The sequence below is a fragment of the Collimonas sp. NPDC087041 genome (assembly GCF_044745265.1).
GTDB lineage: Bacteria > Pseudomonadota > Gammaproteobacteria > Burkholderiales > Burkholderiaceae_D > Collimonas.
The window spans coordinates 193,606-220,245 of sequence record NZ_JBIUZX010000006.1 but is presented as its reverse complement, the minus strand read 5'-3'; the positions used below and the strand labels follow the sequence as shown (position 1 = coordinate 220,245).

Annotated in this window: 23 protein-coding genes and 2 tRNA genes; 17 read left to right on the top strand and 8 right to left on the bottom strand. The window is 56.3% G+C overall.

Going from position 1 to position 26,640, the window contains the following annotated elements:
• Nucleotides 1-93: 93 nt before the first annotated feature.
• The 8 genes from ftsH (at nt 94) to ACIPF8_RS13335 (ending at nt 8,074) form a co-directional block, all read left to right on the top strand.
• Complete coding sequence (ftsH, locus tag ACIPF8_RS13370) at nt 94-1,980, top strand: ATP-dependent zinc metalloprotease FtsH (RefSeq protein ID WP_400421639.1); 1,887 nt, start codon at nt 94-96, stop codon at nt 1,978-1,980.
• Between the two features lie 131 nt (nt 1,981-2,111).
• Nucleotides 2,112-2,951, top strand: coding sequence for a dihydropteroate synthase (gene folP, locus ACIPF8_RS13365; protein WP_400421637.1), 840 nt, complete (start codon nt 2,112-2,114; stop codon nt 2,949-2,951).
• 90 nt (nt 2,952-3,041) lie between these two features.
• Nucleotides 3,042-4,379 carry a phosphoglucosamine mutase gene (glmM, locus tag ACIPF8_RS13360; RefSeq protein ID WP_400421635.1) on the top strand — a complete coding sequence of 446 codons (1,338 nt, stop codon included), beginning with the start codon at nt 3,042-3,044 and terminating at the stop codon, nt 4,377-4,379.
• Nucleotides 4,380-4,528: 149 nt separating this feature from the next.
• Nucleotides 4,529-5,224, top strand: a complete 696-nt coding sequence (locus ACIPF8_RS13355) for a winged helix-turn-helix domain-containing protein (RefSeq protein ID WP_400421633.1) — start codon at nt 4,529-4,531, stop codon at nt 5,222-5,224.
• Nucleotides 5,221-6,531: a phosphate regulon sensor histidine kinase PhoR gene (gene phoR / locus ACIPF8_RS13350; RefSeq protein WP_400421631.1), complete on the top strand. Its 1,311-nt coding sequence runs from the start codon at nt 5,221-5,223 to the stop codon at nt 6,529-6,531. The genes ACIPF8_RS13355 and phoR overlap by 4 nt, the downstream gene beginning before the upstream one ends.
• 257 nt (nt 6,532-6,788) lie before the next feature.
• Nucleotides 6,789-6,865: transfer RNA gene (locus tag ACIPF8_RS13345), tRNA-Pro, on the top strand.
• Nucleotides 6,866-7,061: 196 nt separating this feature from the next.
• Nucleotides 7,062-7,138: transfer RNA gene (locus ACIPF8_RS13340), tRNA-Arg, on the top strand.
• A 471-nt stretch (nt 7,139-7,609) separates the two neighbouring features.
• Nucleotides 7,610-8,074 carry a hypothetical protein gene (locus tag ACIPF8_RS13335; protein WP_400421629.1) on the top strand — a complete coding sequence of 155 codons (465 nt, stop codon included), beginning with the start codon at nt 7,610-7,612 and terminating at the stop codon, nt 8,072-8,074.
• Between the two features lie 240 nt (nt 8,075-8,314).
• Here ACIPF8_RS13335 and ACIPF8_RS13330 read toward each other — a convergent pair whose 3' ends face one another.
• The 3 genes from ACIPF8_RS13330 to ACIPF8_RS13320 form a co-directional block, all read right to left on the bottom strand.
• The gene (locus tag ACIPF8_RS13330; protein ID WP_400421628.1) at nt 8,315-9,667 is read right to left on the bottom strand and encodes a DEAD/DEAH box helicase; all 1,353 of its coding nucleotides are present in this window, start codon (nt 9,665-9,667) and stop codon (nt 8,315-8,317) included.
• Between the two features lie 303 nt (nt 9,668-9,970).
• On the bottom strand, nt 9,971-10,438 hold the full coding sequence (locus ACIPF8_RS13325) for a VOC family protein (RefSeq protein ID WP_400421626.1): 468 nt from the start codon (nt 10,436-10,438) through the stop codon (nt 9,971-9,973).
• Nucleotides 10,439-10,635: 197 nt separating this feature from the next.
• On the bottom strand, nt 10,636-11,439 hold the full coding sequence (locus tag ACIPF8_RS13320; RefSeq protein ID WP_400421624.1) for an inositol monophosphatase family protein: 804 nt from the start codon (nt 11,437-11,439) through the stop codon (nt 10,636-10,638).
• A 172-nt stretch (nt 11,440-11,611) separates the two neighbouring features.
• Between ACIPF8_RS13320 and ACIPF8_RS13315 the strand changes: the two genes are divergently transcribed.
• Nucleotides 11,612-12,388: an RNA methyltransferase gene (locus ACIPF8_RS13315; RefSeq protein WP_400421622.1), complete on the top strand. Its 777-nt coding sequence runs from the start codon at nt 11,612-11,614 to the stop codon at nt 12,386-12,388.
• Nucleotides 12,389-12,520: 132 nt separating this feature from the next.
• Here the strand turns inward: ACIPF8_RS13315 and lexA are convergent, their stop codons facing one another.
• Nucleotides 12,521-13,180 carry a transcriptional repressor LexA gene (gene lexA / locus ACIPF8_RS13310; protein ID WP_400421620.1) on the bottom strand — a complete coding sequence of 220 codons (660 nt, stop codon included), beginning with the start codon at nt 13,178-13,180 and terminating at the stop codon, nt 12,521-12,523.
• 335 nt (nt 13,181-13,515) lie between these two features.
• Between lexA and rpsF the strand changes: the two genes are divergently transcribed.
• From rpsF to ACIPF8_RS13270, 8 genes are all read left to right on the top strand, one after another.
• Nucleotides 13,516-13,884, top strand: coding sequence for a 30S ribosomal protein S6 (rpsF, locus tag ACIPF8_RS13305; protein ID WP_038488331.1), 369 nt, complete (start codon nt 13,516-13,518; stop codon nt 13,882-13,884).
• A 54-nt stretch (nt 13,885-13,938) separates the two neighbouring features.
• Nucleotides 13,939-14,283 (top strand): primosomal replication protein N, encoded by a 345-nt coding sequence (gene priB, locus ACIPF8_RS13300; protein WP_400421617.1) that lies wholly within the window; start codon nt 13,939-13,941, stop codon nt 14,281-14,283.
• A 23-nt stretch (nt 14,284-14,306) separates the two neighbouring features.
• The gene (gene rpsR, locus ACIPF8_RS13295; RefSeq protein ID WP_014006464.1) at nt 14,307-14,591 is read left to right on the top strand and encodes a 30S ribosomal protein S18; all 285 of its coding nucleotides are present in this window, start codon (nt 14,307-14,309) and stop codon (nt 14,589-14,591) included.
• A 26-nt stretch (nt 14,592-14,617) separates the two neighbouring features.
• The gene (gene rplI / locus ACIPF8_RS13290) at nt 14,618-15,070 is read left to right on the top strand and encodes a 50S ribosomal protein L9 (RefSeq protein ID WP_400421615.1); all 453 of its coding nucleotides are present in this window, start codon (nt 14,618-14,620) and stop codon (nt 15,068-15,070) included.
• Between the two features lie 108 nt (nt 15,071-15,178).
• A complete protein-coding gene (locus ACIPF8_RS13285) occupies nt 15,179-16,579 on the top strand; it encodes a replicative DNA helicase (RefSeq protein ID WP_400421613.1) in 1,401 nt (466 codons plus the stop codon).
• Nucleotides 16,580-16,739: 160 nt separating this feature from the next.
• The gene (locus ACIPF8_RS13280) at nt 16,740-17,366 is read left to right on the top strand and encodes a DUF47 domain-containing protein (protein WP_014006461.1); all 627 of its coding nucleotides are present in this window, start codon (nt 16,740-16,742) and stop codon (nt 17,364-17,366) included.
• A gap of 158 nt (nt 17,367-17,524) precedes the next feature.
• Nucleotides 17,525-18,535: an inorganic phosphate transporter gene (locus ACIPF8_RS13275; RefSeq protein WP_061533144.1), complete on the top strand. Its 1,011-nt coding sequence runs from the start codon at nt 17,525-17,527 to the stop codon at nt 18,533-18,535.
• 218 nt (nt 18,536-18,753) lie between these two features.
• Entirely contained in the window at nt 18,754-21,444 is a 2,691-nt protein-coding gene (locus ACIPF8_RS13270; protein WP_400421611.1) for an autotransporter domain-containing protein, read from the top strand.
• Nucleotides 21,445-21,560: 116 nt separating this feature from the next.
• Here the strand turns inward: ACIPF8_RS13270 and ACIPF8_RS13265 are convergent, their stop codons facing one another.
• The 4 genes from ACIPF8_RS13265 to ACIPF8_RS13250 all read right to left on the bottom strand — a co-directional run bounded on the left by ACIPF8_RS13265 (nt 21,561) and on the right by ACIPF8_RS13250 (nt 26,608).
• Nucleotides 21,561-23,138 carry a DHA2 family efflux MFS transporter permease subunit gene (locus ACIPF8_RS13265; protein WP_400421609.1) on the bottom strand — a complete coding sequence of 526 codons (1,578 nt, stop codon included), beginning with the start codon at nt 23,136-23,138 and terminating at the stop codon, nt 21,561-21,563.
• A gap of 72 nt (nt 23,139-23,210) precedes the next feature.
• The gene (locus ACIPF8_RS13260) at nt 23,211-24,464 is read right to left on the bottom strand and encodes an HlyD family efflux transporter periplasmic adaptor subunit (RefSeq protein ID WP_400421607.1); all 1,254 of its coding nucleotides are present in this window, start codon (nt 24,462-24,464) and stop codon (nt 23,211-23,213) included.
• A gap of 39 nt (nt 24,465-24,503) precedes the next feature.
• Nucleotides 24,504-26,021, bottom strand: a complete 1,518-nt coding sequence (locus ACIPF8_RS13255) for an efflux transporter outer membrane subunit (protein ID WP_400421606.1) — start codon at nt 26,019-26,021, stop codon at nt 24,504-24,506.
• A gap of 113 nt (nt 26,022-26,134) precedes the next feature.
• Entirely contained in the window at nt 26,135-26,608 is a 474-nt protein-coding gene (locus tag ACIPF8_RS13250) for a MarR family winged helix-turn-helix transcriptional regulator (protein WP_400421604.1), read from the bottom strand.
• Between the last annotated feature and the right edge of the window lie 32 nt (nt 26,609-26,640).

The window sequence follows — 26,640 nt, the reverse complement described above, 5'->3', positions numbered from 1 at the left end:
CCTGCCTAGTAAGCTGTGCCTATTCCGAGTAAAATCGAAGAATACCTCGAAGCTGTACCTATGTCAGGCGCGCAGCGCGTCCAAGGAGTTCTAGTGAACAATATGTTTTCCAAAGCCGCCATCTGGGTGGTTATCGCCCTGGTGCTTTTTACCGTATTCAAGCAGTTTGATGGACGGGGACTAGCTAGCGGCGCCGCGCCGATGGCCTATTCCGACTTCATCAGTGAAGTACGGTCCGGGCACATCACCGAGGCGGTCATTGAAGACCGCAGCATTGTCGCTACCACTTCAGACGGCAAGAAAGTCAAGACCGCCACCACGACGCTGGATCGTGGCCTGATTGGCGATCTGATCAACAACAACGTCAAGTTCGACGTCAAGCAGCCGGAAGAACCATCGTTCCTGCAGCAGATATTCATCTCCTGGTTCCCGATGATCCTGTTGCTGGGCGTCTGGATTTTCTTCATGCGCCAGATGCAAGGCGGCGGCAAGGGCGGTGCTTTCTCGTTCGGCAAGTCGAAAGCGCGCATGCTGGATGAAAACAGCAATTCGGTAACCTTTGCCGATGTCGCCGGTTGCGATGAAGCCAAGGAAGAAGTTTCCGAACTGGTGGATTTCCTGCGTGATCCGACCAAGTTCCAGAAACTGGGCGGCCGCATTCCGCACGGCGTGCTGATGGTTGGTCCTCCAGGTACCGGTAAAACCTTGCTGGCCCGTGCGATTGCCGGTGAAGCCAAGGTGCCGTTCTTCACCATTTCCGGTTCGGACTTCGTTGAAATGTTCGTCGGTGTCGGCGCTTCCCGTGTGCGCGACATGTTCGAAAATGCCAAGAAGCACGCTCCCTGCATCATTTTCATCGATGAAATCGATGCGGTCGGTCGTCACCGTGGCGCCGGCATGGGCGGCGGTAATGATGAGCGCGAACAGACATTGAACCAGATGCTGGTCGAGATGGATGGCTTCGAAGCCAATTCCGGCGTCATCGTGATTGCTGCGACCAACCGTTCCGACGTGCTGGACAAGGCTCTGCTGCGTCCGGGCCGTTTCGACCGCCAGGTGGTGGTTGGCTTGCCGGACATTCGTGGCCGTGAGCAGATCCTGAACGTACACATGCGCAAGGTGCCGATTTCGACCGACGTCAAGGCCGACATCCTGGCGCGCGGTACGCCTGGCTTCTCTGGCGCCGATCTGGCCAACCTGGTTAACGAGGCTGCATTGTTTGCGGCGCGTCGCGCCAAGCGCCTGGTTGAAATGCAGGATTTCGAAGATGCCAAGGACAAGATCGTCATGGGTCCTGAGCGCAAGTCGGCTGTCATGCGCGAAGAAGAGCGCCGCAACACGGCGTACCACGAATCTGGCCACGCAGTGGTTGCCAAACTGCTGCCGAAAGCCGATCCGGTGCACAAGGTCACCATCATGCCGCGCGGCTTTGCGCTCGGCCTGACCTGGCAGTTGCCTGAGCATGACCGTGTCAACATGTACAAGGACAAGATGCTGGAAGAAATCGCCATCCTGTTCGGCGGCCGCATCGCAGAAGAGATTTTCATGCACCAGATGTCGACCGGTGCATCGAATGACTTCGAACGCGCGACCAAGCTGGCACGCGCCATGGTGACCCGTTACGGCATGTCTGAAACCCTGGGCACGATGGTGTACGAAGATACCGAGCAAGATGCGTATTTCGGCCGCATGTCGGCGAAGACGGTTTCCGAAGCGACCCAGCAAAAGGTGGATGCGGAGATCCGCAGTATCCTTGATCAGCAATATGCGCTGTCACGTCGTCTGCTGGAAGAAAACCGGGACAAGGTCGAAGCAATGACGAAAGCACTGCTGGACTGGGAAACCATCGATGCCGATCAGATCAACGACATCATGGAAGGCCTGGAGCCGCGCCTGCCGAAGGCTGGCAGCTCGGTTCGCAAAACGCCTAGCGACAATTCGTCCGGTGGCGTTTCGCCGAACGCTACGGCGCCTGCCTGATATCCGCCGGATGCGCATGATTAGCGCATGTTGCGATAAATGCAATCGATTCTAATGAAAAAGGGTGAGGAGCGATCCTCACCCTTTTTATTTGTGTAACTACGGTGTCCCCGAGATTTTCATTTTTTAAAATGCAACAATATCTGCAATGCGGCCGCTATCGCCTGCCGCTCAATACGCCAGAAGCGAGGCCCTTGGTCATGGGCATCCTCAATATCACTCCCGATTCCTTTTCCGATGGCGGCAGGTTTCATTCGCTGGAGTTCGCGCTATCGCATGCGGAGCAGATGATTGCGGATGGCGTCGATATCATCGATATCGGCGGCGAGTCGAGCCGTCCCGGCAGCCCTGCGCTGTCGCTGGAAGAAGAGCTGGATCGGGTCATGCCGGCGATCTACGCCTTGCGTGACTGCGGCAAACCGCTGTCGATCGATACTTACAAACCGGTCGTGATGCGCGAAGCAATTGCTGCCGGCGCCGATCTGATCAACGATATCAACGGATTTCGTGCGCCAGGTGCGTTGGAAGCCGTTGCAGATAGCGATTGCGGCTTGTGCGTCATGCACATGCAGGCGGACCCGCAAACCATGCAGCTCAATCCGGAGTATCAGGACGTGGTGGCACAGGTGATCGGCTTCCTGAAGGAGCGTGTCAACGTGTTGGAACAGGCTGGTGTTGCACGAAATCGCATCAGCATCGATCCGGGCTTTGGCTTTGGTAAGACATTAGCGCATAATGTTGCATTGTTGCAAAGCATTGGTGCAATTCAGGAGACGCTGGATTTGCCTTTGCTGGCCGGCATGTCGCGCAAGAGCATGCTGGGTGAATTGACCGGCAAACCAGTCGAGAGGCGGCTGGCAGGCAGCCTGGCGGCCGCTTTGGCCGCAGTTGCCCAGGGTGCTAAGATCGTCCGCGTGCATGATGTCGCCGAGACGGTTGATGCGCTCAAGGTGTGGCAGGCGGCGCACTGATAAATGTATGCTTTGCATAGTCTGGCGGGATTACTGTCAGCGCGATGCAGGCGCAAGCTGTAGAAAAAGAATCATTGAGTGAAAATTGAGATGACAAGAAAATATTTTGGTACGGACGGTGTGCGCGGTCGTGTCGGCATTGCGCCGATCACGCCTGATTTTGTGATGAGACTGGGCTACGCTGCCGGCAAGGTGTTGGCGCAAGCGGAGTCAGCAGCGGCCAAACCGACCGTGTTGATCGGCAAGGACACGCGGGTTTCCGGCTACATGCTGGAGGCTGCATTGGAGGCCGGCTTTGCCGCTGCCGGAGTCGACGTGATGCTGGCGGGACCGATGCCGACACCGGCGATTGCCTATTTGACGCGCGCCTTGCGCCTGTCGGCCGGGGTCGTGATTTCCGCTTCGCACAATCCGTATGAAGACAACGGCATCAAGTTCTTTTCGGCTCAGGGCAACAAATTGCCGGATGCGGTTGAAACGGCGATTGAAGCGGCCCTGGATTTGCCGATGGATTGTGTAACGTCTGATAAATTGGGCAAGGCAAAACGCCTGGATGACGCGGCAGGGCGCTATATCGAGTTCTGCAAGAGCACGTTCCCAAATGAGCTCGATTTGCGTGGCCTGACGATTGTGGTCGATAGCGCACATGGCGCCGCATATCACATTGCGCCATTCGTCTTCCATGAGTTGGGCGCCGAGGTCATTTCCATCGGCAATCAGCCGAACGGCTTCAACATCAATGCCGGTTTTGGCGCTACTGCACCGGATGCCTTGGCGTTGGCGGTGCGTTCCAATCGCGCGGATATCGGGATCGCGCTGGACGGCGATGCTGATCGCCTGCTGATGGTGGACGCCAGCGGCCGCATTTATAACGGTGATGAGCTGTTGTATGTGATGGTCAAGGATCGCATGAAGACCGGGCCGGTCAAGGGTGCGGTTGGCACCTTGATGACCAATATGGCGCTGGAAGTGGCATTCCGTAATATGGGCGTCGAGTTTGCACGCGCCAATGTCGGCGACCGCTATGTGCTGGAAATGATGAAAGAGCGCGGCTGGAACCTGGGCGGCGAAGGGTCGGGCCATCTGCTTTGCCTCGACAAGCACACGACCGGCGACGGCATCGTCTCTGCGCTGCAGGTGCTGTCCGCCTTGAAGCGCCACGGCGAAACGCTGGCGGAGCTGACCGCCGATATCACGCTGTATCCGCAAACCTTGATTAACGTGAAGGTCAGCGCCGGTTTCGACTGGAAGAAAAATCCGGCGATGGTGGCGGAGATGAAAGCGGTTGAGCAGGAGCTTGGCGACAACGGGCGCGTGCTGATTCGCGCTTCCGGGACCGAACCCCTGATCCGGGTGATGGTCGAGGCCAAGGATGCCGATCAGGCGCAAGCGATGGCGCGCCGGATTGCCGATAAGGTGAAGCTTTGATTGCTCAGTTGAATACTGCCACGGGGAAGACGCTTGCGCCTTTACCGTGCTGCTATTACGCTGTCCTGAATTTTTTGCTTAATCAGTTGAAAGCAGGGAAAGTCGCCGCGGCATAAGGGCTGCGGGGGGCTGGCTCCTCAGTAAAATTAATGAAATATCAAACTCACATTCTGATTGTCGAAGACGAGCCGGGCATCGCCGAGCTGTTGCGGTTTACGTTGGACGACGCCGGTTTTTCCTGCGAGATCGCCTATAGCGCAAGCGAGGCGCGCCAGGCTATCGTCGGTGTGTTGCCGCAAGCTGTGCTGCTGGACTGGATGCTGCCGGATACCTCCGGCCTGGCGCTGCTGCAGGAATGGCGTGGACAGCCTCGTAGCGCCACTTTGCCGGTCATCATGCTGACTGCCAAGGGCATGGATGAGGACAAGGTCAGGGGGCTCAATGCGGGCGCCGACGACTATGTCACCAAGCCGTTTTCACCAAAGGAACTGATTGCCCGGATCCAGGCGTTATTGCGACGCAAAGTGCCTGAACTCGGACAAAGCATGTTGAGCCTCGGTCTGATCCGAATCGATACCGATCGTTATCAGGTCACCGTCGACAACCGGGAAATAGAGTTGGATCAGGCAGAATTCAAATTGCTGCGTTTCCTGATCGCGCATCCTGATCGCATCTTTTCGCGCGCGCAGTTGCTCGACAAAGTCTGGGGTGATCACACGTTCATCGAAGAGCGTACCGTGGATGTTCACATCATGCGCTTGCGCAAGTCGCTCGGGCTTGCCGCAGACTATGTAAAAACCGTTCGAGGCGTGGGCTACAAGCTCAACGCCGAACCTGCGGCGTGATCGCAAGCTCCCGCACGGCACGTAAATTCTGGGTGCCGGTGCTGCTGTGGTTCGGTCTGCTGTTGCTGGTCGCCGTCGCACTCGGCGCCATTTACGGCGCCAGGGTCGGCCTGGTTTTCTTTAGCATCTCATTGAGTACTCTCTTGTTTTTGCAGATGTGGTCGTTGTACCAGATCGAGCAATGGATGGATCGTCCGGTCGGCGGTCCGCGTCCGCGTACCTGGGGCTTGTGGCGGCATGCGTTCGATCGGCTGGAGGATGTCCGCTTGGAGGATGAACGCTCGCGCGCCGAAATGGCCGAGTGGCTGGCGCGCTTTCGGCAAACCATGAGCGTGCTGCCGGATGGCGTTGTGATCGTCGATGGAGTCATGCATCTGGAGTGGTGCAATCCCGCCGCGCAGAAGCATCTCGGTCTCGATCTGGCGCGTGATGAAGGACGTCTGCTGACCAATTTGATTCGCTCCCCGGATTTCGTCGACTACATGCTGTCCGGTCGTTTCGACCAGCCTTTGCCGTTCATGCATCACGACCGCAAAATCCTGGTGCAACTGATTTCGTTTGAAAGTCGCCGGCAAATACTGGTCACCCACGATGTCACGCAAAGCGAAAAAACGGACACCATGCGACGCGACTTTATCGCCAATGCTTCGCACGAGTTACGCACGCCGCTGACTGTCATCAACGGTTTTCTTGAACATGCGCTGAGTAGCGAGATGGGTGAGGAAACCCGGCAGCGCCAGCTCAAGCTGATGGCCGAGCAAGGGCAGCGCATGCAGCGCCTGGTGGCCGACATGCTGACCTTGACCAGGCTGGAGTCGCTGGTGCAGCCTCCATCCAATGATGCAGTGCGCATCAAGCCGCTGCTGAATCGATTGGTTGAAGAAGCCCGGGCTTTATCTGCGGGCAAGCACAGCATCAGCTTGCAGGCCGAGGAAATCGATCTCAAGGGCAACCACGACGAGATCGAAAGCGCATTCGCAAACCTGTTATCGAACGCCGTGCGCTATACGCCTGACGGCGGCCGTATCGCGGTTAGCTGGACAATGGAAAACGACTGCGCGACATTGAGTGTGATCGATGACGGCATCGGCATCGCAGCAGAACATATCGATCGTTTGACCGAACGTTTTTATCGCGTCGATAAAACGCGTTCGCGTTCAACGCAAGGAACCGGACTCGGTTTGGCGATTGTGAAGCATGTGCTATTACGCCATCGCGGCCGTCTTCAAATTACCTCGGAGTATGCGAAGGGCAGTTGTTTTAAAATGATTTTCCAGCGCGCGCAATTGGCGTTGCGGCAAAATTAATTCAGCCTATAAATAATTTTGGATTGATGATTTGCTGATGTTTTAGGCAGAAAGAAAAAAAGATTCAAATTTTTATAAAAAAACGTGATTTTCTCTCGCATATTTTTCTAAATTCTGGTCTAATCCGTCTCTCAAGTTTTTCAGCAGATAAGTGTTTGGCAGTACCGTTATTGGGTCGGTTTTAGCAGCAAAATTTAGAAAATTTTCCTGTATAAAAATTTGACAAAAAACGAAATACTGTTTATTATCTTGCTTCTCGGAGTGTAGCGCAGCCCGGTAGCGCACCTGGTTTGGGACCAGGGGGTCCAAGGTTCGAATCCTTGTACTCCGACCACATTAAAAAAACGGGCTGTCTTCGGACAGCCCGTTTTTCATTTGTAGCTGACAAAAGTAGCTGACAAAAAATCAGCATCAATCGGCATCAATCGGCATCAATCAGTAGCAAGCAACATCAAGCACAAAGAGATCTAAAAGGATATTTTTTCAAGATATCTCATGATCGGAAACAGCGTAGCAAATGGCGGATCAATCCGGCCGTAGCTCAACTGGATAGAGCATTCGGCTTCTACCCGAAATGTTGGGGGTTCGATTCCCTCCGGCCGGACCAGTTTTCTGCCTGCAGTTGCTACCTGTGCTACCTGCCTTTATTCTCGCCCTAATACCCCACAATCCAATTTCTAATTTGCAATTCCCCTTTGCATCGCGGCACGTATTTGCTCGTGCCGATCACGATCCCAGGCGCAGTTTCTGAGTCAGCAACAAGCGCTTGCCGTATTGCGTGCTCAGAACGGCGCAGCATGTGCTCTGCATGCGACTAATCCCGTCACAAAACATTATCGCGATAAACCTCAAGGCGAGTTAAGGAGCGGCTGATTGATCCGCATCCTTATTCAATTGCAAGATGCGAACAGGCATTTTCGTGCCTTGCATCCGGCGGCATATGCTCGCCGCGGTGCACTCTTGTCCACTTGAATCAGAGGAGAATTGCATGCGTATTTTTAATCGCAGAACAGAACTTTCTGCATCGCTCATTCCTGCCAGTTGCTTGCTTAACAGGAGTGTTCGTCGCATAAGAGCGATGCTTGGTTTTGCCTTGATGCTGGCGCTAGCGGCGGCGGCACTGCCGGCGGCTGCGGATGAGTATGTTGATGCCTTGCACTACCCATCCAATGAGCAAGGCTGGGACGTCTTCCATGACCTGGAGCAGCGCCTGGTGCGCGATTTCGATGACGTCTGCGGTGATACCTTCTGTGAAGGCGAGTTCAGCAATCTGCAGGCGTTGCGCTACCGCTGTTCGGTGCGTAAGGCTGACAGCGTGATGGGGCAGTGTGTCTGGATATTTGCAGGAGGAAATGCCGAGGTCAACGAAACTACCGGCAAGGTCATGGTCGATGCCCGTACTTGGGCGTGCCGTACTCCACTGGCGCCGAATACGCCGCTGGCGTCCTTCTATAGCGCACTGTCCGGGAACGATCCGATCCATGCAAGATTGCCGGGAACGTCGACAACGGTCTATGAAGGTTTGACAGATTGTCTGAATTGATTCTTCGACATATGCGTGAAGAGGCAATAAATACTGACGGTGCGGGGGTAATGAGGGATTGGTGTTTCGACATTGAGCGTCCCTTTGTAAGCGGGCTCCAATTGGACTAGGGCCTTGGCCCTTTGCATTCGACGCGCCTTGTTGAATGTTTGCGATGACGCCCGCAGTGCGAGCGCCATCGATTCTTCTTGCTGCGTCAGGAAGCGTTTAGCCGCGTTAGCTAACTCGCTCCTTTACTTCCTAGCGACCGCGGCCGCCCGAGCGCCGTGGCGCCGCAGGACGTGCTTGTGAACCGTTGCCACCGCCATGGCCACGTGATGGGCCTTGATTCGGTTTGGCGCCGCCAGGAGCCGATGCGCCACCACCTTGTGGGCGGCCGCGTCCACCACCGCCACCGCCGCGATTTCCGCCACCACCGCTTCGCAACTGGATAGGTTGGGCGCGCGCGTTAGGGTCGGGTTCAAAGCCGGCGATGACTTCCTTCGGCAATTCACGTTTGATCAGCTTCTCGATGTCTTTCAACATCTGATGTTCATCGACGCAAACCAGGGAAACTGCTTCGCCGGTAGCGCCGGCACGGCCGGTGCGGCCAATGCGGTGAACGTAGTCTTCCGGTACATTCGGCAGGTCGTAGTTGACCACGTGCGGCAATTGGTCGATATCGATGCCGCGGGCCGCAATGTCAGTCGCCACCAGGACTTGCAGGCTACCGTCCTTGAATTCAGACAGCGCACGGGTACGCGCCGACTGGCTCTTGTTGCCGTGGATCGCCATGCCGCTGATGCCGTCTTTTTCCAGCTGTTCGACCAGCTTGTTGGCGCCATGCTTGGTGCGGGTAAATACCAGCACTTGCGACCATTGGTGCGTCTTGATCAGGTGTGCCAGCAGCGGATGCTTGCGGTCGCGATCAACCGGATGGATCTTTTGCTGGATCACTTCCACGGTCGAGTTGCGACGCGCCACTTCGATCATGGCTGGCGAGTTCAACAGATTGTCGGCAAGCAGCTTGATCTCGTCCGAGAAGGTTGCCGAGAACAACAGGTTCTGGCGTTTCTTCGGCAGCACTGCAAGGATTTTCTTGATGTCGCGGATGAAGCCCATGTCGAGCATGCGGTCGGCTTCGTCGAGGATCAGAATCTCAACGTGATTCAGGTTGACGGTGCCTTGCTGCATGTGATCCAGCAGGCGGCCTGGCGTACACACCAGGATATCGACGCCGTGCTTGAGCAACTTGATTTGCGGGTTGATGCCAACGCCGCCGAAAATCACGGCGGAGGTCAGCTTCAGGTACTTGCCGTACAGGCGAACACTTTCTTCTACCTGGGCTGCCAGCTCGCGCGTTGGCGTCAATACCAGTGCGCGGATCGGGCGCTGGCTGCCAACCGGATTGGTCGCAGAAGTTGACAGGCGATGCAATACCGGCAAGGTGAAGCCGGCAGTTTTACCGGTGCCGGTTTGTGCGCCCGCAAGCAAATCGCCGCCTGCCAGCACGGCTGGAATAGCCTGGGTCTGGATTGGGGTAGGGGTGGTATAGCCGTGTTCGGTTACGGCACGAACGATGGCTTCGGACAAGCCGAGTTCAGAAAAAGACATGACAACTCAATAGAATAATATCGGCCTGTCGCCTTTTATAAGGCGCCAGTCGCAGGCAAACGGATTAGAGGAGATGGAGCATTTTGGCTCCCAGGAGACTGTCGGGGCTTAATGCTCTAAGCCCGGCAACTTCCTTGACAGCAGTATTTGACTGGAGAATGTGCTGTGTCGCCGCAGAGTATAACAACGACGCTCTACAGGCAAGTAATTCCGATGCATTGGGAGGCGGGCGCCTTGAAAAGGCTGCCGCGCCCCGCCAACTGCCAGCGGATCACGGCGGCATGCGCTTTGGCAACGTCTCGCTCAGGGCGTGCTTTTCATGGCCGCGGCAGCGCGTTCGCTCAGTTCTTCGGGCGAGTAATCCGCTATGTGTGTGCTGACGGTCCAGACATGGCCGAAAGGATCTTTCAGGGTGCCGGAGCGGTCGCCGTAGAACTGGTCGCGCAGCGGCCGCAGTTCTACGCCGCCGGCAGCAATTGCCTGCGGGTAGATGACATCGACATTGTCGACATAGATCATGATGCTGATGCCGGCTCCGCCCAGTGTTTTGGGGCTGCGGATTTCCATGCCAGGACATTCATCGGCCAACATGACATGCGAGTTGCCGATTTTGATTTCTGCGTGGCCAATCCGGTGATCCGGGCCTTCCATGCGGAACAGTTCCACGGCATTGAACGCTTTTTGATAGAAAGTGATGGCCTTGGCGGCATCATCGACGGCGAGGTAGGGAGTGACGGAAGAGTAGCCGTCGGGAATTGGTTTGACTGCCATATTGTTCTCCTGCGAGTAGGGGAGTAGGGGAATAGTCGTTCAATCTGTCCGATTGCGCTGTTGCGCATGGCATGCATTGTAGTCGTCCGACCGCGCAGTTGAAATGACAAAAGCAGTGTTTTGTTTGCCAGGATAGTGCCAGGATCGCGCCAGGACAAGGAGGCCGTTTCGCTCCTTGTCCTGGTGAAGCAAATGTTTTATTTTTTAGCGAATGGCGACAGCAGGCCGACCATTTGCGCGAATACCTTCGGGCTGCCTGCCAGGACATCGCCCTTGTACAGGTAATCCGATTCGCCGGAGAAGTCGCCGATGATCCCGCCGGATTCTGCAATCAGCAATGCGCCTGCAGCGATATCCCAAGGCTTCAGGCCTTTTTCAAAGAAACCGTCCAGGCGGCCGGCTGCCACATAGGCCAAATCCAGTGCTGCTGCGCCGGGGCGACGCAGGCCGGCACAGCTTTGTGTCATGATGCGGAACATTTTCATGTACTCGTCCATCGCCGGGCCTTCAGTTTCGCGGAATGGGAAGCCGGTGCCGATCAATGCATCTGCGATCTTGTCGCGCTTGCCGACGCGAATTCGTTTGTCGTTCAGGTAGGCGCCGGAACCCTTGGTGGCCGTGAACAGATCGTTGCGAGTCGGGTCGTAGACCACGGCTTGGGTGATATGGCCGCGTTGTTGCAGGGCGATGGATACGCAGTATTGTGGGAAGCCGTGGATGAAATTGGTGGTGCCGTCGAGTGGATCGATGATCCAGACGTTTTCGTTGTCATCGTGCAGGTTGGCGGAAGCGCCCGATTCCTCGGCCAGGATGGCGTGATCCGGGTAGGCATTCTTCAATACGTCGATGATTGCCGCTTCGGCAGCTTGGTCGACTTCGGTGACAAAGTCGTTATGCTGTTTTTTTGTTACTTTCAGCAAGTCGAGATCGAAAGAGGCGCGCGAAATAACTGCGGCACCACGGCGGGCGGCTTTGATAGCCGTATTGAGCATAGGATGCATGATCGGGGTTTGGTTCCGTTAAAATGGCGGCACTGTAGCCTACCGGGAACAGAACCACCTATATGATAAATAATAATGAACGATGCGGACGTCCTTGATGGACATCTCAGTAACTGGGCTGCCAGTTAGGCAGCTTTTAGTCGCTGAAATCCGCGTAATGGCGCTATTTTAAATGAACCTGGCAAAAACCAATACGTCTCTTTTCAAACGGCTGCGCTTCGTGCTGGTCGAAACCAGCAGTCCGGGCAATGTAGGCGCCGCTGCGCGCGCTATCAAAACCATGGGTTTTTCCGAGTTGATCCTGGTGAATCCGCGTTTTCCTGATGTGTTGCAGCGTGAGGAAGCAATTGCCTTCGCCAGCGGCGCACAAGACATCCTGGCTTCGGCCCGTATCGTCGAGAGTGTCGAACAAGCGTTGGAAGGCTGCAACTTTGCGGCGGCGCTTAGTGCCCGCCTGCGTGAATTTTCGCCGCCCCTTGCTGCGCCGCGCGCTTTGGCGGCGCAGTTGGCAGCGGATGTCAGCTTGAACGCGGCGGTGCTGTTCGGCAGCGAGCGCTACGGCTTGTCGAACGAAGTTGTCGAAAAATGCAATGTGCTGCTGAATATCCCGGCAAATCCCGATTATTCGTCATTGAATCTGGCCCAGGCGGTACAGGTGCTGGCCTATGAGTGCCGGGTTGCGGCCATGGAAGATGCGCCGTTGCCATTGAGTAATGAGATTGGCTTTCAGGGCAACTCTGCCAGCTTGGTCGAGATTGACGGCATGTTTGCGCATCTCGAAAAGGCGCTCATCGAAATCGAATTCCTTGACCCAGCTAGTCCGAAGAAACTCATGCCGCGTCTCAAGCGCCTGTTCTCACGTGCGCAGCTGGAAACGGAAGAAGTCAATATTCTGCGCGGCATTGCCAGCCAGATTTTAACCAAGCGGCGACGTCTGGATAGATCCTGACCGACGTGCCGGGTAGTCGCGTGGCGGCTTAATATCTGATGCTGCCGGCGTTTCGGATGGCCGCGGATGCTGCGGGTTGCGCGCCGACTGCTATCGGCGCGCATCATATTTAGTCGCGTTTTGGTCGTGTTGTCAGGCCCAGCTGCGCAGTAAACCAACCGCCAAGCCTTCCAGCGCAAAATCCTCTTGCTTTGACGTGACGATGATCGGCTCGAAGTCGGGATTTTCCGGCAATAGTTGAATCACCGAGCCGTTCTTTTGATAGCGCTTGACGGTAACGTCGTCGCCCAGGCGGGCAACCACGATCTGGCCGTTGCGGGCGCTGTCGGTTTTTTTCACTGCCAGCAGATCGCCGTCCAGTATGCCGGCATCACGCATCGACATGCCGCGCACTTTCAACAGATAGTCGGGCTTGGCGCTGAACAGGGCTGGGTCGACGTTGTAGCTGGCCTGGATATGCTCCTGTGCCAGTATCGGCGACCCGGCGGCGACCCGGCCGACCAGCGGCAGGCTCAGCTGCATCAAGGCTGGATGTGGCAGCGCCAGCTGCGTGGCATGGTTGCGGCCGCCGGACTGGTGCGTTTCCGTCAGGCGGATGCCGCGTGAGGTGCCGGGTGATATTTCGATGGCGCCTTTGCGCGCCAAGGCTTGCAGATGCTCTTCCGCCGCATTGGCTGAGCGAAAACCCAGTTCGTTGGCGATTTCGGCACGCGTCGGCGGGAAGCCGGTGTTTTCGATGGCGCTCTTGATCAGGTCAAGGATTTGTTGCTGGCGTGCGGTCAATTTGATCATATATTTGCGGTACGAAATGTAGGGGCGCAACGCAGGCGCCCATTGCAGCGTGGCGAATTGCTTTGCGTATTCTCTGTGCTGAGAGCCCAGAAAAGGCGCAAAACCTGACTCGTTCAATGCTGTGCATAACAACAGTCTGTATTTTTGTACAGTATTTGTGCGAATGCAAGACAATTTGATGCATATAAGCCATAACGTAGAACAGGAATTTTGCGTAAGGGCTTGAAAGCGTTGAGTTTTGTTGCAAATGCTAGTATTATTGCTGGTTTTCCTCTTCCCACACTCGTCTTGACGCCGAGGTGGGCGATTTTTCAATCCGTCCAAAAGGAGCTTACATGCGTCATTATGAAATCGTATTTATCGTCCATCCAGATCAAAGCGAGCAAGTGCCTGCAATGATCGAGCGCTACAAAGGCATCGTCACAACCCGTGGCGGTACCGTGCATCGCGTGGAAGACTGGGGCCGCCGCCAACTGGCATACCTGATCCAGAAACTGGCAAAAGCACATTACGTCTGCCTGAACATCGAGTGCGACAGCGAAACTCTGGCTGAAATCGAAACCGGCTTCAAGTTCAATGATGCAGTATTGCGTCATCTGACCGTCAAGTTGAAGAAGGCCGAAACTGGTCCTTCGCCAATGATGAAGGCCGTGCAGAAGGAAGATGCAGCCAAGAGCCATCGCACTGAAGCGCCGGCAGCCTAATATTTACCTGGCCGCCTACCCGCATTCATTGCCTATCCATCGAGTCCATCAGGAGTGAGTCAACCCAATAACGTGTTTCAACTGGTAGCCGAAATCGCCGAGCGTGAAGTCATACGCTACACACCGGCAGGCATCCCGATCGTATCTGCGACTTTGCAGCACCGCTCGGAACCGATTGAAGCAGGCATCAAGCGTCTGATCGAATTTGAACTTGCCGCGCTAGCCGTCGGCGAGATTTCGGGAAGATTCAGCGCGGCGGCATTGGGAGGCACATTCTGGTTCACTGGATTCATGGCACGCAAGAGCCGCAACGGTAGAAGCCTGGTATTTCACATCACTGATTTCGCTGCAGTCGAAGCCGATGATTCCTCAGGAAGCACAGCTGCAATTGCAGATTAATTATTTAGATACAGGAGCCAAAAATGGCATTCGGTAAAAAGTTCGATAAAAGCAAACTGAAAAACAAGCGTCAACAACAAAACCCGCTGTTCAAGCGCAAGAAATTCTGCCGTTTCACCGCTGCACACGTTGCTAGCGTTGATTACAAAGATATCGACACGCTCAAGGATTTTGTTCAGGAAAACGGCAAGATCATGCCAGCACGTCTGACCGGCACCAAGGCAATCTATCAACGTCAAGTGGACACCGCGATCAAGCGCGCGCGTTTCCTGGCGCTGCTGCCATACACCGATCTGCACAACGCTTAATTGACGACTTGAAATAGGAGAAAAACATGCAAGTCATTCTGTTGGAAAAAGTCGTTAATCTCGGCAATCTGGGTGAAGTTGTTCGCGTCAAGGACGGTTACGCACGTAACTTCCTGATTCCACAACGTATGGCACGTCGTGCTACAACAACTGCTGTCGCTGAATTCGAAGCGAAGCGCGCTGATCTGGAAAAAGCTGCAGCTGAAAAGCTGGCCGCTTCCCAGGCTCAAGGCGAGAAGCTGAACGGTCTGACCGTGCAGATTTCGCAAAAATCGGGTGTGGACGGCCGTTTGTTTGGTTCCGTCACCAACTTCGATATCGCTGAAGCGTTGACCAAGCAAGGTTTTGCTGTTGAAAAAGCACAAGTTCGCCTGCCGAACGGCCCGCTGAAGACTACCGGCGAACACGCTGTTGCAGTCGCATTGCATACTGATGTCGTGATCGACATCACTATCGCAGTTATCGGCGAGCACGTTTAATACGCTGTTAATAAAAAGATATTGCAGTAATAAAAAAGCCGGGTTTTCCCGGCTTTTTTTATGTCCATTGTTTTGGGTGCGGTGGGTGAAACAGGTATAATTCGCGCCATGAAAGCACCTTCTAAAGCACCATCAGATCCACAGCTTGACTCCCTCCGCGTACCACCCCATTCAATCGAAGCCGAGCAGTCCGTTTTAGGAGGATTGCTGCTGGATAATGCGGCCTGGGACAAGATCGCCGACTTCGTGAGCGCCGACGATTTCTATCGTTACGACCATCGGATTATTTTCCAGCACATGGTCAAGCTGATCAACAGCACCAAGCCGGCCGACGTCATCACGGTCTTTGAATCGCTGAGCGGGACCGGCAAGGCAGAGGAAGTTGGCGGCCTGTCCTATCTCAACGCACTCGCGCAAAATACCCCGTCCGCAGCCAACATCCGCCGTTACGCTGAAATCGTGCGCGACCGCGGCGTGTTGCGCAAGCTGATCACCGTAGCCGATGAAATCTCGGGGCAGGCATTCAGCCCGCAGGGCAAGGAAGTCAAGCAGATGCTGGACGAGGCCGAGTCCAAGATTTTTGCGATTGCCGAAGAAGGCGCGCGCGGCGCGCAGGGCTTCCAGGAAATCCAGCCCTTGCTGACGCAGGTGGTGGAGCGTATCGACGAACTCTACAACCGCGACAACCAGAGCGATATCACCGGCGTCTCGACCGGTTTCATTGATCTCGACAAGATGACCTCGGGCCTGCAAAAGGGCGACCTGGTGATTGTGGCCGGACGGCCATCGATGGGTAAGACCGCGTTCTCGGTGAATATCGGTGAAAACGTTGCGCTCGACAGCGGTTTGCCGGTGGCGATTTTTTCGATGGAAATGGGCGGCGCCCAGCTCGCCATGCGTATGCTCGGTTCGGTCGGCAAGCTTGACCAGCATCGCTTGCGTACCGGCCGCCTGAACGACGAAGACTGGCCGCGCCTGACGCATGCAATCCAGAAGATGAACGATGCGCAGTTGTTCATCGATGAAACGCCGGCGCTGAGCTCGATCGAATTGCGGGCGCGGGCGCGTCGGTTGTCGCGCCAATGCGGCACGCTGGGTTTGATCATCATCGATTACTTGCAGCTGATGTCGGCGAATAGCGCCGGTGAAAACCGCGCGACCGAAATTTCGGAAATTTCGCGAAACCTGAAGGGGCTGGCGAAAGAATTGCAATGTCCGGTGATTGCCTTGTCGCAGCTTAACCGCTCATTGGAGCAGCGTCCCAACAAACGCCCGGTCATGTCCGACTTGCGTGAGTCTGGCGCTATCGAGCAGGATGCCGACGTTATCCTGTTCATCTACCGCGACGAAGTCTACAACCCCGATTCACAGGAAAAAGGCACTGCCGAAATCATCATCGGCAAGCAGCGTAACGGGCCGATTGGCAGCGTGCGACTGAGTTTCCTCGGTCAATATACAAAATTCGATAATTACGTTGGTAATTTGGATGCGCCATACGGCGGAGATTGATTTCCGTTGTTTTTAGTCAACACCGGCGGCGAAGAAATCCACAAATCCTGTTTAGCAATAAGTGGGCGAGCCTGATATATTTCAGTTTCGTGACATTTGTTTGCTTTAAATCAATATATTTAGTAATAGATTCAGCTTAACCTCAGAAGAGAGAATAAACATGTTTGGACGATTGATGCCCACCGAGGGCAAATTCTTTGAGCTCTTTAATCAGCATGCGGAGTTATGCGTCAAGGGAGCCAAGGAAATGGTGGCGTTAATGACGAATTTCGACGATCTGGAAATTCGCGTGCATGCAATTGAAGGTATCGAAAAGCAGGCTGACCAGGTCACGCATCATGCCATCGACATGCTGCACAAGACGTTCATCACGCCGATCGATCGTGACGACATCCATCAGTTGATTACGCGCATGGATGACATCCTGGATCTGCTGGAAGATGCGGCGCAGACCATCTCCCTGTACGACATCAAGGCCATCACGCCGGAAGCCAAGCGTCTGGCTGAACTGTGCCTGGGTTGCGCGGAGAAGGTCAAGGCGGCAGTCGGCTTGCTGCACAACATGGACAATTCGCGTGAAATCCTGGCAATCTGCGTCGAGATCGACCGTCTGGAATCGGACGCCGATCATGTGATGCGCGCCGCCATGTCGAAACTGTTCCGCGATGAGCCTGATGTCCGCACCTTGATCAAGCTCAAGGCGATCTATGAACTGCTGGAAACGGTTACCGATCGTTGCGAAGATGTCGCCAATATCATTGAAGGCATCATCGTAGAAAACGCCTGATGCAGAGTAGGGCGGTGGCGGCCTGGTGCCGTTGCCGCATTGTTCTTCCAATTCGACTTAAACGATTACCGGGCGCCAATCGCGTTGCCCACCCCGGCTGGAGTCACAAGCACTTGCCGGATTGACGTAATCTCAAAAAACGACGACACAACCTATTCATGCACACCCTTCAAATCAGTATTTACGTTCTCGTCTTTCTCATTGCACTGGCGCTGGTGTTCGACTTCATGAACGGTTTTCATGATGCCGCCAACGCCATCGCCACGGTGGTTTCCACCGGCGTCCTGAAGCCGCAACAAGCGGTTGCCATGGCTGCGTTGTTCAACTTTATCGCGATTGCGGTGTTCCAGCTGCACGTTGCGGCCACGGTCGGCAAGGGGACGATTGATCCCAATGTGGTCGATCATTACGTGGTGTTCGGCGCACTGGTTGGCGCCATCTGCTGGAACATCCTGACCTGGTATTACGGCATTCCATCGTCGTCGTCGCATGCATTGATCGGCGGCCTGGTTGGCGCCGCAGTGGCCAAGGCCGGCACCGGTTCGCTGATCTCGGCCGGGCTGATCAAGACCATTGCTTTCATCGTCTTGTCGCCGCTGCTGGGCTTTGTGTTCGGCTCCATCATGATGGTGCTGGTCTCGTGGATCTTCGTACGCTCGACGCCGCGCAAGGTCGACAAATGGTTCCGTCGCCTGCAACTGGTATCGGCTTCCATGTATAGCTTGGGACACGGCGGCAACGATGCGCAAAAAACCATCGGCATCATCTGGATGCTGTTGATTGCGACCGGGTTTTCGCAGGCGACCGATAGTCTGCCGCCATGGTGGGTGATCATTTCCTGCTATAGCGCGATCAGCCTGGGGACCTTGTTCGGCGGCTGGCGTATCGTCAAGACCATGGGTCAAAAAATCACCAAGCTGAAACCGGTAGGTGGCTTCTGTGCTGAAACCGGCGGTGCGATCACGTTGTTCCTGGCCACTATGTTAGGCGTGCCGGTATCGACTACCCACACCATCACCGGCGCTATCGTCGGCGTCGGCGCGGCGAAACGCGTCTCGGCAGTGCGCTGGGGCGTTGCCGGGAATATCGTTTGGGCCTGGGTGCTGACAATTCCGGCATCGGCCTTCATGGCGGCAATTGCCTGGTGGATCGGTAAGCATATTCTGTAAAATTGGTCTGCAGGAACATAAAAACGGCGCATCGTGAATGATGTGCCGTTTTTTTTTGTTTTTTTTTCGAGAAAGCTTAGATATCAGTTTTGCCATTTTTCTCGCCGCTATAGGCAAAACGTGAGAGTATTTCAATACAGCTATTGTTGTTTAGTAGTAACTAGCATTGATTTCACAACTTAGGCGCAAATTTTTGTGCATTGATTGAGGACTTAGCCATGTTATTGCTACGTAAGAGAGAAATTGCCAGTGTCATCATCGCATTTACCGGAGGGGCGGTGGCGGCGCCATCCTATGCGGCATGCTCCAATAGTGCTCCCGCCAGCGGCGCCACGGTAAGTTGCTCTGGTAACTTTACGGCACCGGTGCTTGCCCAAGCCAGTAGCAGCAGCGTCGCCGTCACGCTGGATTCGACCGTCGTCGCCAACATTGCGCGCGGCACCAGCCCCATTGCTTTTAGCGTTGATACCTCTAGCACGATTGTCAATAATGGCAGTGTCACGTTAACAGGCGGCGGTGGCACCGGCGGCAATCGTGGCGCGGCGCTGCTGGGCGTCAATAACAACAACCAGCTGACCAACGCGGCCCAAGGCAGCATCACGACAACCGGTGCCTTTAACGATGGCATGGCTGCCAACGGCAGCGGCAATATGCTAATCAATCAAGGCTCCATTTCGACATCGGGCCCGAACGCCTATGGCATATCGGCGGCATGGGGGCAGACTAATGTCGGCCAGTCGAACAACAACGTCAATAATTCGGGCACGGTCACGACATCGGGCAGCAACGCGCGCGCCATCTCGATTCTCGGTGGCAGCGGCACAGTCACCAATAGCGGCAGTTTATCGACCAGCGGCGCCAGCAGCACCACGGTGTACATGCAGGGCAACAACGACAAATTGGTTAACAGCGGCAGCATCAATGCAACCGGCAACGGTTCCGAAGCGGTGTTCTCGAATACGGTGAGCTCCGGCTTCAATGCCAGTATTGAGAATCAGGCTGGCGGCCAGATCATCAGCCAGCAAGGCATCGGCATTCGAACCTTGAATGGCGCCACCACAGTCATCAATGCGGGCCTTGTGCAGAGCGGAGTCGGTACAGCGATCTCGATGGGACATGGCAGCAATACGCTGATATTGCAAACCGGTTCGGTAATCAACGGCGCTGCCGATGGCGGCGGCAATGCTGGCACCAGCCTGGTGCTGCAGGGATCCGGCACGGCGTCGAATGCGTTCACGAATTTTGCAACCCTGCTGGCGCAGGGCGACAGCTGGAACTGGAGCGGCAACGGCACCTTCACAACGGCGCAAATCCAGAGCGGCATGTTCAACCTGACCGGCACCGTCGGCGGAGCAACCACGATTTCGGCGGGCGCTACGCTGGCCGGCAGCGGCGGCACTGTGGCTGGCAACCTGCTCAATCAGGGAACCTTGCATCCCGGCGTCGGCGATGGCACCGGCGGGTTAACGGTGACCGGCAACTACACGCATGCAGCCAATGCGATATTTCAGACCGAGGCGTCCCCGGTTTCCGCCGGCTTGCTGACCGTGGGCGGCAGCGCCAGCCTGCTGGGCGGCACCGTCAACGCCACCATGTTGCCGGGAGCTTATGCGGATCAGGTAAAGCTGCCGATAGTCACCGGCGCCGGCGGCGTGACCGGCAATTTCAGCCAGTTGCAGGCGAATGCCACGGCTTTGCTGACGCCGACCCTGGAGTACGACAACGGCCATGCCTACCTCGTCATTACGCGTGCTCCGATCACTACGGTGGTGCCTAGCGGGAATGACTCAGCCATTGGCCAAGCCATCGACAGCAGCCGTCCGCAAGTCACCCCGGCAGATCCGACGCCCGCTCCTGTTACGCCTGCCGGCGTGCCGGTCGCCAGCGGCGCATTGGCGGCCACAGTGGACTCACTTAATCTGATGGATAAAGATGATCTGAAGGCCACAGTCGGCAGCCTGACCGGCGGTATTCACGCGACTTTCTCGCAACTTGCCTTGCGCGAAAACGATCTGTTTGGCCGGGCCTTGTCGATGCGCCTGGATACCCAGCGTCAAGGCGAGCGCAAGGATAGCGATAACGGCGTGTGGGTTCGGCCGTATGGATCTTTCGGGAAATTGAGCGCGACTGGCGATACCGCCGGTGCGCGCTACACGATCGGTGGCATCAGTACCGGTGCCGATCGTGCCGTGGGCAGCGATTGGATCGTCGGCGGTGGTCTCGATTATGCGCACATGCAGGCAGATTTCGACGACTACAACGGCAATGGCAAACTCGACAGCTATAAGATCGGCGCGTATGCCAGTTATAGCCCCGGGCCTTTTTATGTCGACACCATCGCCAGTTATGCCCTCCAGAATACCCAGATCCAGCGCGATGTGCTGACCGGAACCGGCAGCCTGCGCGCGCAGGGCTCTTATGACGGCCGCCAGGCCAGCTTGTACGGCGAGTCGGGTTATCGCATCAAGCTGGATCAACAAACCGTGCTGCAGCCTTTTGGCGCCTTGCATTACACGCGTTTGCGCCAGGACGGATTTACCGAAACCGATGCCGACAATCTTGGCATTTCAGGCCAGGCCAATACCCTCAACAGCCTGCGCAGCAGTATTGGCGTCAGGCTGAGCAGGGATCTGGCGCTCTCCAGCGGCGTTCTTACCTTTGGCGCGCAATTGCGCTGGATGCATGAATTCATGGATGCGCAGGCGCAGTATCAGGCCACCTTGATCGGTGCGCCTGGTAGCCCGTTCACCGTAAAAGGCGTGGATTTTGGGCGTGATGCCGCGCTGGTTGGCGTCAATCTTTCTTACGCAGCGACGGCGCGCCTGAACCTGTTTGCCGATTACGACTTCCAGACGGAGTCACACAACCAGGTCAATCGGATTACTGCCGGCCTGCGTTACCTCTGGTGAGCAAATAGTGCGCAGGTAATGCAATCCTGACGCCATAAATGACGAGATCGATGCGGCTTTGCAGCGGCATCGATCTCGTTTTCTTTAGGCTGGCAACTGACGCCGGTTGGCGTCCGTCAGTGCGCGCCGCCGGCGTCGACCGGTACGCTGGAACGCTGTGGTTTGGTCAGCCATACCAGCGCGATCAGCATCACGAACAATACCGCCGAGATCCAGAAAATATCAGTGGCGCCCTGGGTCGCGGCTTTCACTGAAATCAGTCGGTCGACAGTGGCCCAGGCAGCCGGCTCCGGCATGCCTTGCGCGGTCAGGTTATGCACCGCTTCGGTAAATGCCGGATTGTGCGGACCGGTGAACTCAGTCAATTGCGAATGATGCAGCGATGTGCGGCGATCCCACAAGGTACTGGTGATCGAGGTGCCCATGCCGCCGAACATGATCCGCACGAAGTTTGACAAGCCCGCCGCCGATGGAATCTTGTCTGGCGGTTGGCCGGACAGGATGATCGACGTCAATGGAATGAAAAACATGGCCATCGCCGCGCCCTGGATGATGGTCGGAATCATCAGCGTGAAGGTGTCGACGTTCTCGGTAAATTGCGAACGCAGGTAGAACACCACCGCAAAGATGAAAAAGGCCGTGCTAGCCACCCAGCGCGCATCGATCTTGGGCAGCAGCTTGCCGATGAAGGGCGACAGGATGATCGCAAAGATCCCCACCGGCGCCATCACTTCGCCAGCCAGCGTGGCCGTATAGCCAAGCGTGGTTTGCAGCCACAACGGCAGGATCACCAGGCCGCCGAACATCAGGCCGTAACCGACTGAAATGGCAATCACGCCGCCGCTGAAGTTGCGGCTCTTGAACAGCCGCAGATCAACCACCGGATGATCATCACCCAGTTCCCAGATCACGAAATAGATGAAGGCAACCAGTGCAACTGCGCCCAGTATCACGATGGTCGAGGAATTGAACCAGTCGAGTTCCTTGCCCTTGTCCAGCATGATCTGTAACGAGCCGACCCAGATCACCAGCAGCGCTAGCCCGACCTTATCGATCGGCAGCTTGTAGGTGACCGATTCGCGCTTGTGGTAGATCGACCAGGTGGCCCAGGCGGCAAATATGCCGACTGGAATGTTGATGTAGAAAATCCAGGGCCAGGTGTAATTGTCTGAAATCCATCCTCCCAGCAGCGGCCCCATCACCGGCGCCACCAGGGTGGTCATGCCCCAGAAGGCCAGGGCCATGCCGCTCTTTGAGGGCGTGTAGCTGGATAGCAGCAGTGACTGCGACAACGGAATCATCGGCCCGGCAACTGCACCCTGCAGCACCCGCGCTGCAATCAGCACTTCCATGCTGGGGGCCAGGCCGCACAGGATGGATGACAGTACGAACAGGATGATCGATGTGACAAACAGGCGAACCTGGCCGAAGCGCTGGGTCAGCCAGCCGGTCAGCGGCACCGAGATCGCATTGGCGACCGCAAACGAAGTGATGACCCAGGTACCTTGTTGCGGCGATACGCCAAGGTCGCCGGAAATGGCGGGAATGGAAACGTTGGCAATCGACGAATCGAGCACGTTCATGAACACGGCCAGCGATAAAGCTACCGTGCCCATGACGAGATTGCCGCCGGTGAGCGGCGGCAGTGGTTGCGATGGCGGCCGTGCTGGCGCTGCCGGTTTTGGGGAACTCATGAAGGCATTCCGGTAAGGGTTCGCATGGCGGATGCCGTCATGACGGCATCCGGCAGGGCAGTCGACACAAGCTTAGTGTGCCGCAGCTGCATTGTTATTGGCGGCGATGATACTGGCGATGCGCTCGTCGGCTTCGTGGCCGCTCTTGTCGAAGACGTCGGTGGTGTAGGCCGGAGCGGTGCGCGCCGTGCCTGCAGTCAGCGAAGTGCCTTCGGTTTTGGCCACGTCGACCGTCGCATCCATCGACACGCCTATGCGCAGCGGATGGCTTTCCAGGTCTTTAGGATCAAGCGAAATCCGCACCGGAACCCGTTGCACGATCTTGATCCAGTTGCCGCTGGCATTTTGCGCCGGCAGCAGCGCGAACGCCGAGCCGGTACCAGCGGCCAGGCCAACCACTGTTCCGTGGTATTCAAACTTCGAGCCGTACAAGTCCGATTTCAAGGTCACCGGCTGGCCGATGCGCATGTTGTTGATCTGGACTTCCTTGAAGTTGGCATCAACCCACAAGGCATTCAGCGGCACGATCGACAGCAGCGGAGTGCCTGCGGCAACGCGCTGGCCGACCTGCACCGAGCGTTTGGCAACGTAGCCGGTGGTTGGCGCCAGCAATGTGGTGCGGGCCAGGTTGATGTAAGCGTTACGTACTTGTGCAGCGGCGTTGAGCACGTTCGGGTGCTGTTCCACCGATGTGTGGTCGGTCAACACCTTGTTGGATGACAGTTGTTCGCGTGCGGCTTGCAATGCTGCCTCCGCGCCTTGAACCGCTACTTTGGCGTGATCCAATTCTTCCTTGGATACCGCGCCGGTGCTGATCAGTTGCTGACGGCGCGCCAGGTCGGAGCGGGCGCGGTCCAGTTCGGCACTGCGTGCGGTGACGTTGGATGCGTAGGTGTTGTTGTTGACGAACAGCGTGCGCACCTGGCGTACGGTTTGCGCCAGTTGTGCTTCGGCTTGATCGAGCGCTACCTTGGCATCGGCCTTGTCCAGTTCAACCAGCGGTTTGCCGATCTGCACCAGTTCGGTATCGTCGGTGTTGATTGCCAATACCGTGCCGCCGACTTGCGGCGTGACTTGCACCACGTTGCCGCCGACGTATGCATCGTCGGTGTTTTCGTAGTGACGGGCGTAGATGAACCACCAGATGCCATAAGCGATCAGCAGGATGATCAGAACGATAGTGACGCCGATCAGCAGGCCGCGGCGTTTGCCGTTGCCATTGGTTGCCGCCGGAGCAGGTGCAGCAGGTGCGGCAGGTGCGGCAGGTGCGGCAGCGGCGACGCCGCCGGCCGAAGAGTCTTGTGGAGTTTGATTTGGTGTTGTCATGATGCGGGTTTCGCAATAAGTGAACGGTTTATTGGTGAATTAATTGGCGCTGCTGACTTGCGGACTGCCATTGGCTGGGGTCGGTTCGGCCGGGCTGATGCCCTCGGCCGACGCATCAAAGCCGCCGCCCAGGGATTTGATCAGGTTGACCCGCAGATCGGCACGGCGTGCACGCGCATCCAGCTCGAGCTTGCGCTGCGCCAGCCAGGAAATCTGGGTGCTCACCACCTGCAGCATGTTGGCGGTGCCGACCTGTTGCCTTTGTTCTGCCAGCTTCATGCCGTGTTCTGCCGCGTCAACTGCAGTCTGCTGGTTCTTGTCCTGGATTGTGGCCGATTGCAGCGATTGCACGCTATCCGCCACGTCATGGAATGCGTCGTTCAGCGCCTGGTTGTAAGTTGCGACGGCGCCATCGTAGGCAGCGACCCGGCCTTTGAGTTGGGCGCGCAATGCTCCGCCCTCAAAGATCGGCAAGTGGATCGCCGGGCCGATGCCGACCACCTTGCTGGTGTGGTTCAGGAAATCAGAAAAGCTCAAGCTGGAAAAACCGGCCATCCCGCTCAGGTTGATATCAGGATAAAACTCGGTCTTGGCAACCTTGATGTCGCTTTGCGCGGCTTCCACCTGCCAGCGTGCAGCGACTATATCCGGACGGCGCCCCAGCAAGCCCAGCGGCAGTTGGTCAGGCAGTGCAATGGCGCTTTCTGGCGGCAAGGTTGGCACCGGGATTTTCAAACCGCGGTCCGGGCCTTGGCCCATCAATGCGGCGAGCTGGTTGCGGGTCAGCGCGATAGCTTCCTGCCATTGCGCTTGTTCGGCCCGCAAGCCTGCTACTTGTTGCCGGCTCTGCTGGTTGTCGCTTTGGGTGTCCAGGCCGGCGGCGAAGCGTTGCTGCGTCAGCTTATCCAGCTTGTCGCGCAATACCAGTTGCTGGTTGGTCAGGTCCAGCTGGGCATATTGACGGCCCAACTGCAGCCAGGCTTTGGCAATACCCGCAGTCAGCGCCAGCCGTGCTGCATAGTGCTCGGCTTCGGCAGCCTTGCTCTGCGAGATGGCCGAGCGTAGCTGCTCGCTGTGCTTGCCCCAGAAATCCAGGTCGTAGGAGAAATTCAGTGCGGTTTCATAATCGGTCACGTACATGCCGCCGAACGGAGGCGGGTAGATGCTGTTCTCGGAAAAGCGTTCACGCGTGGCCGACAGGCTGGCGCCGACTTGCGGCTTGCCGGTCGCGCCGGCGGCTTCGATCATTGCGCGTGCCGCCGAGATGCGTGCCGCCGCAGCTTGCAGGTTAGGATTGCCGGCCAAGGCTTCGTCGACCAGTTGTTGCAACTGGCTGCCGCCAATGCCACTTACCCATGACGCATTCGGCCAGGCGCCGCTTTGTCCCGGCAGCGAGGTTGCCGTGGCGTAGTCGTCCGGATTGTTGGAACGTGCTGTGCTGTGTATGCCGCTGAAGTTGGCGCAAGCCGACAACAGTAATATAGCGGCGCCGATGGCAAGCCGCTGAGCACTGAGTTTTGGCAAAGTGCGCTGGGATGTGGATGGATGAGAGTTCATGTCGGTGTTGATTTGACGAGGTTTTGTTTGATTTGACGACTATGTTTATTGTTGAAGCAACGACGTTTCGATTACTGCTGGATGGCAAAGTTAGGCAAATTAATATTGCATAGTCAATGGGTTTTCTCTTCAGTCGAATTGCTCGCAAGCAAGCGCCGCAACATCGATTTCAAGAAGCCAATCTCTTCCGCGCTGAAGTCGTAAAAATGTTTATTCAATACGCCGCAAAATACCTTCGGTATCTGCGTCGATAGGGCAATTCCATCGGCGGTCAGCTTCAGTTTCATTAAACGCCGGTCATGCGCACATGGTTCGCGCTGTATCAGATTACGTGCCGCCAGACGGTCTATCATGCGCTTGGTCGAGGCGGCGTCGGTATAGGTCTCGCGCGCCAGGTCTGCAGCAGTAGAATATTTTCCTGTAGACAACATCAGGATAATAGCGCCTTGCGCATGGGTTATTCCGAATTTGGCCAGCGATTCGTCTGAACTCTTGACCAGCATGGCACGCGAACGGGCCAGCAAATAACCTATGCTTTCTTCTATCTGATAGGTGTCGAGATCAAATAATGGGGACGAATTGCTCATTTTCTTGCTTCAATAATCGTTGCCTAGGCAAG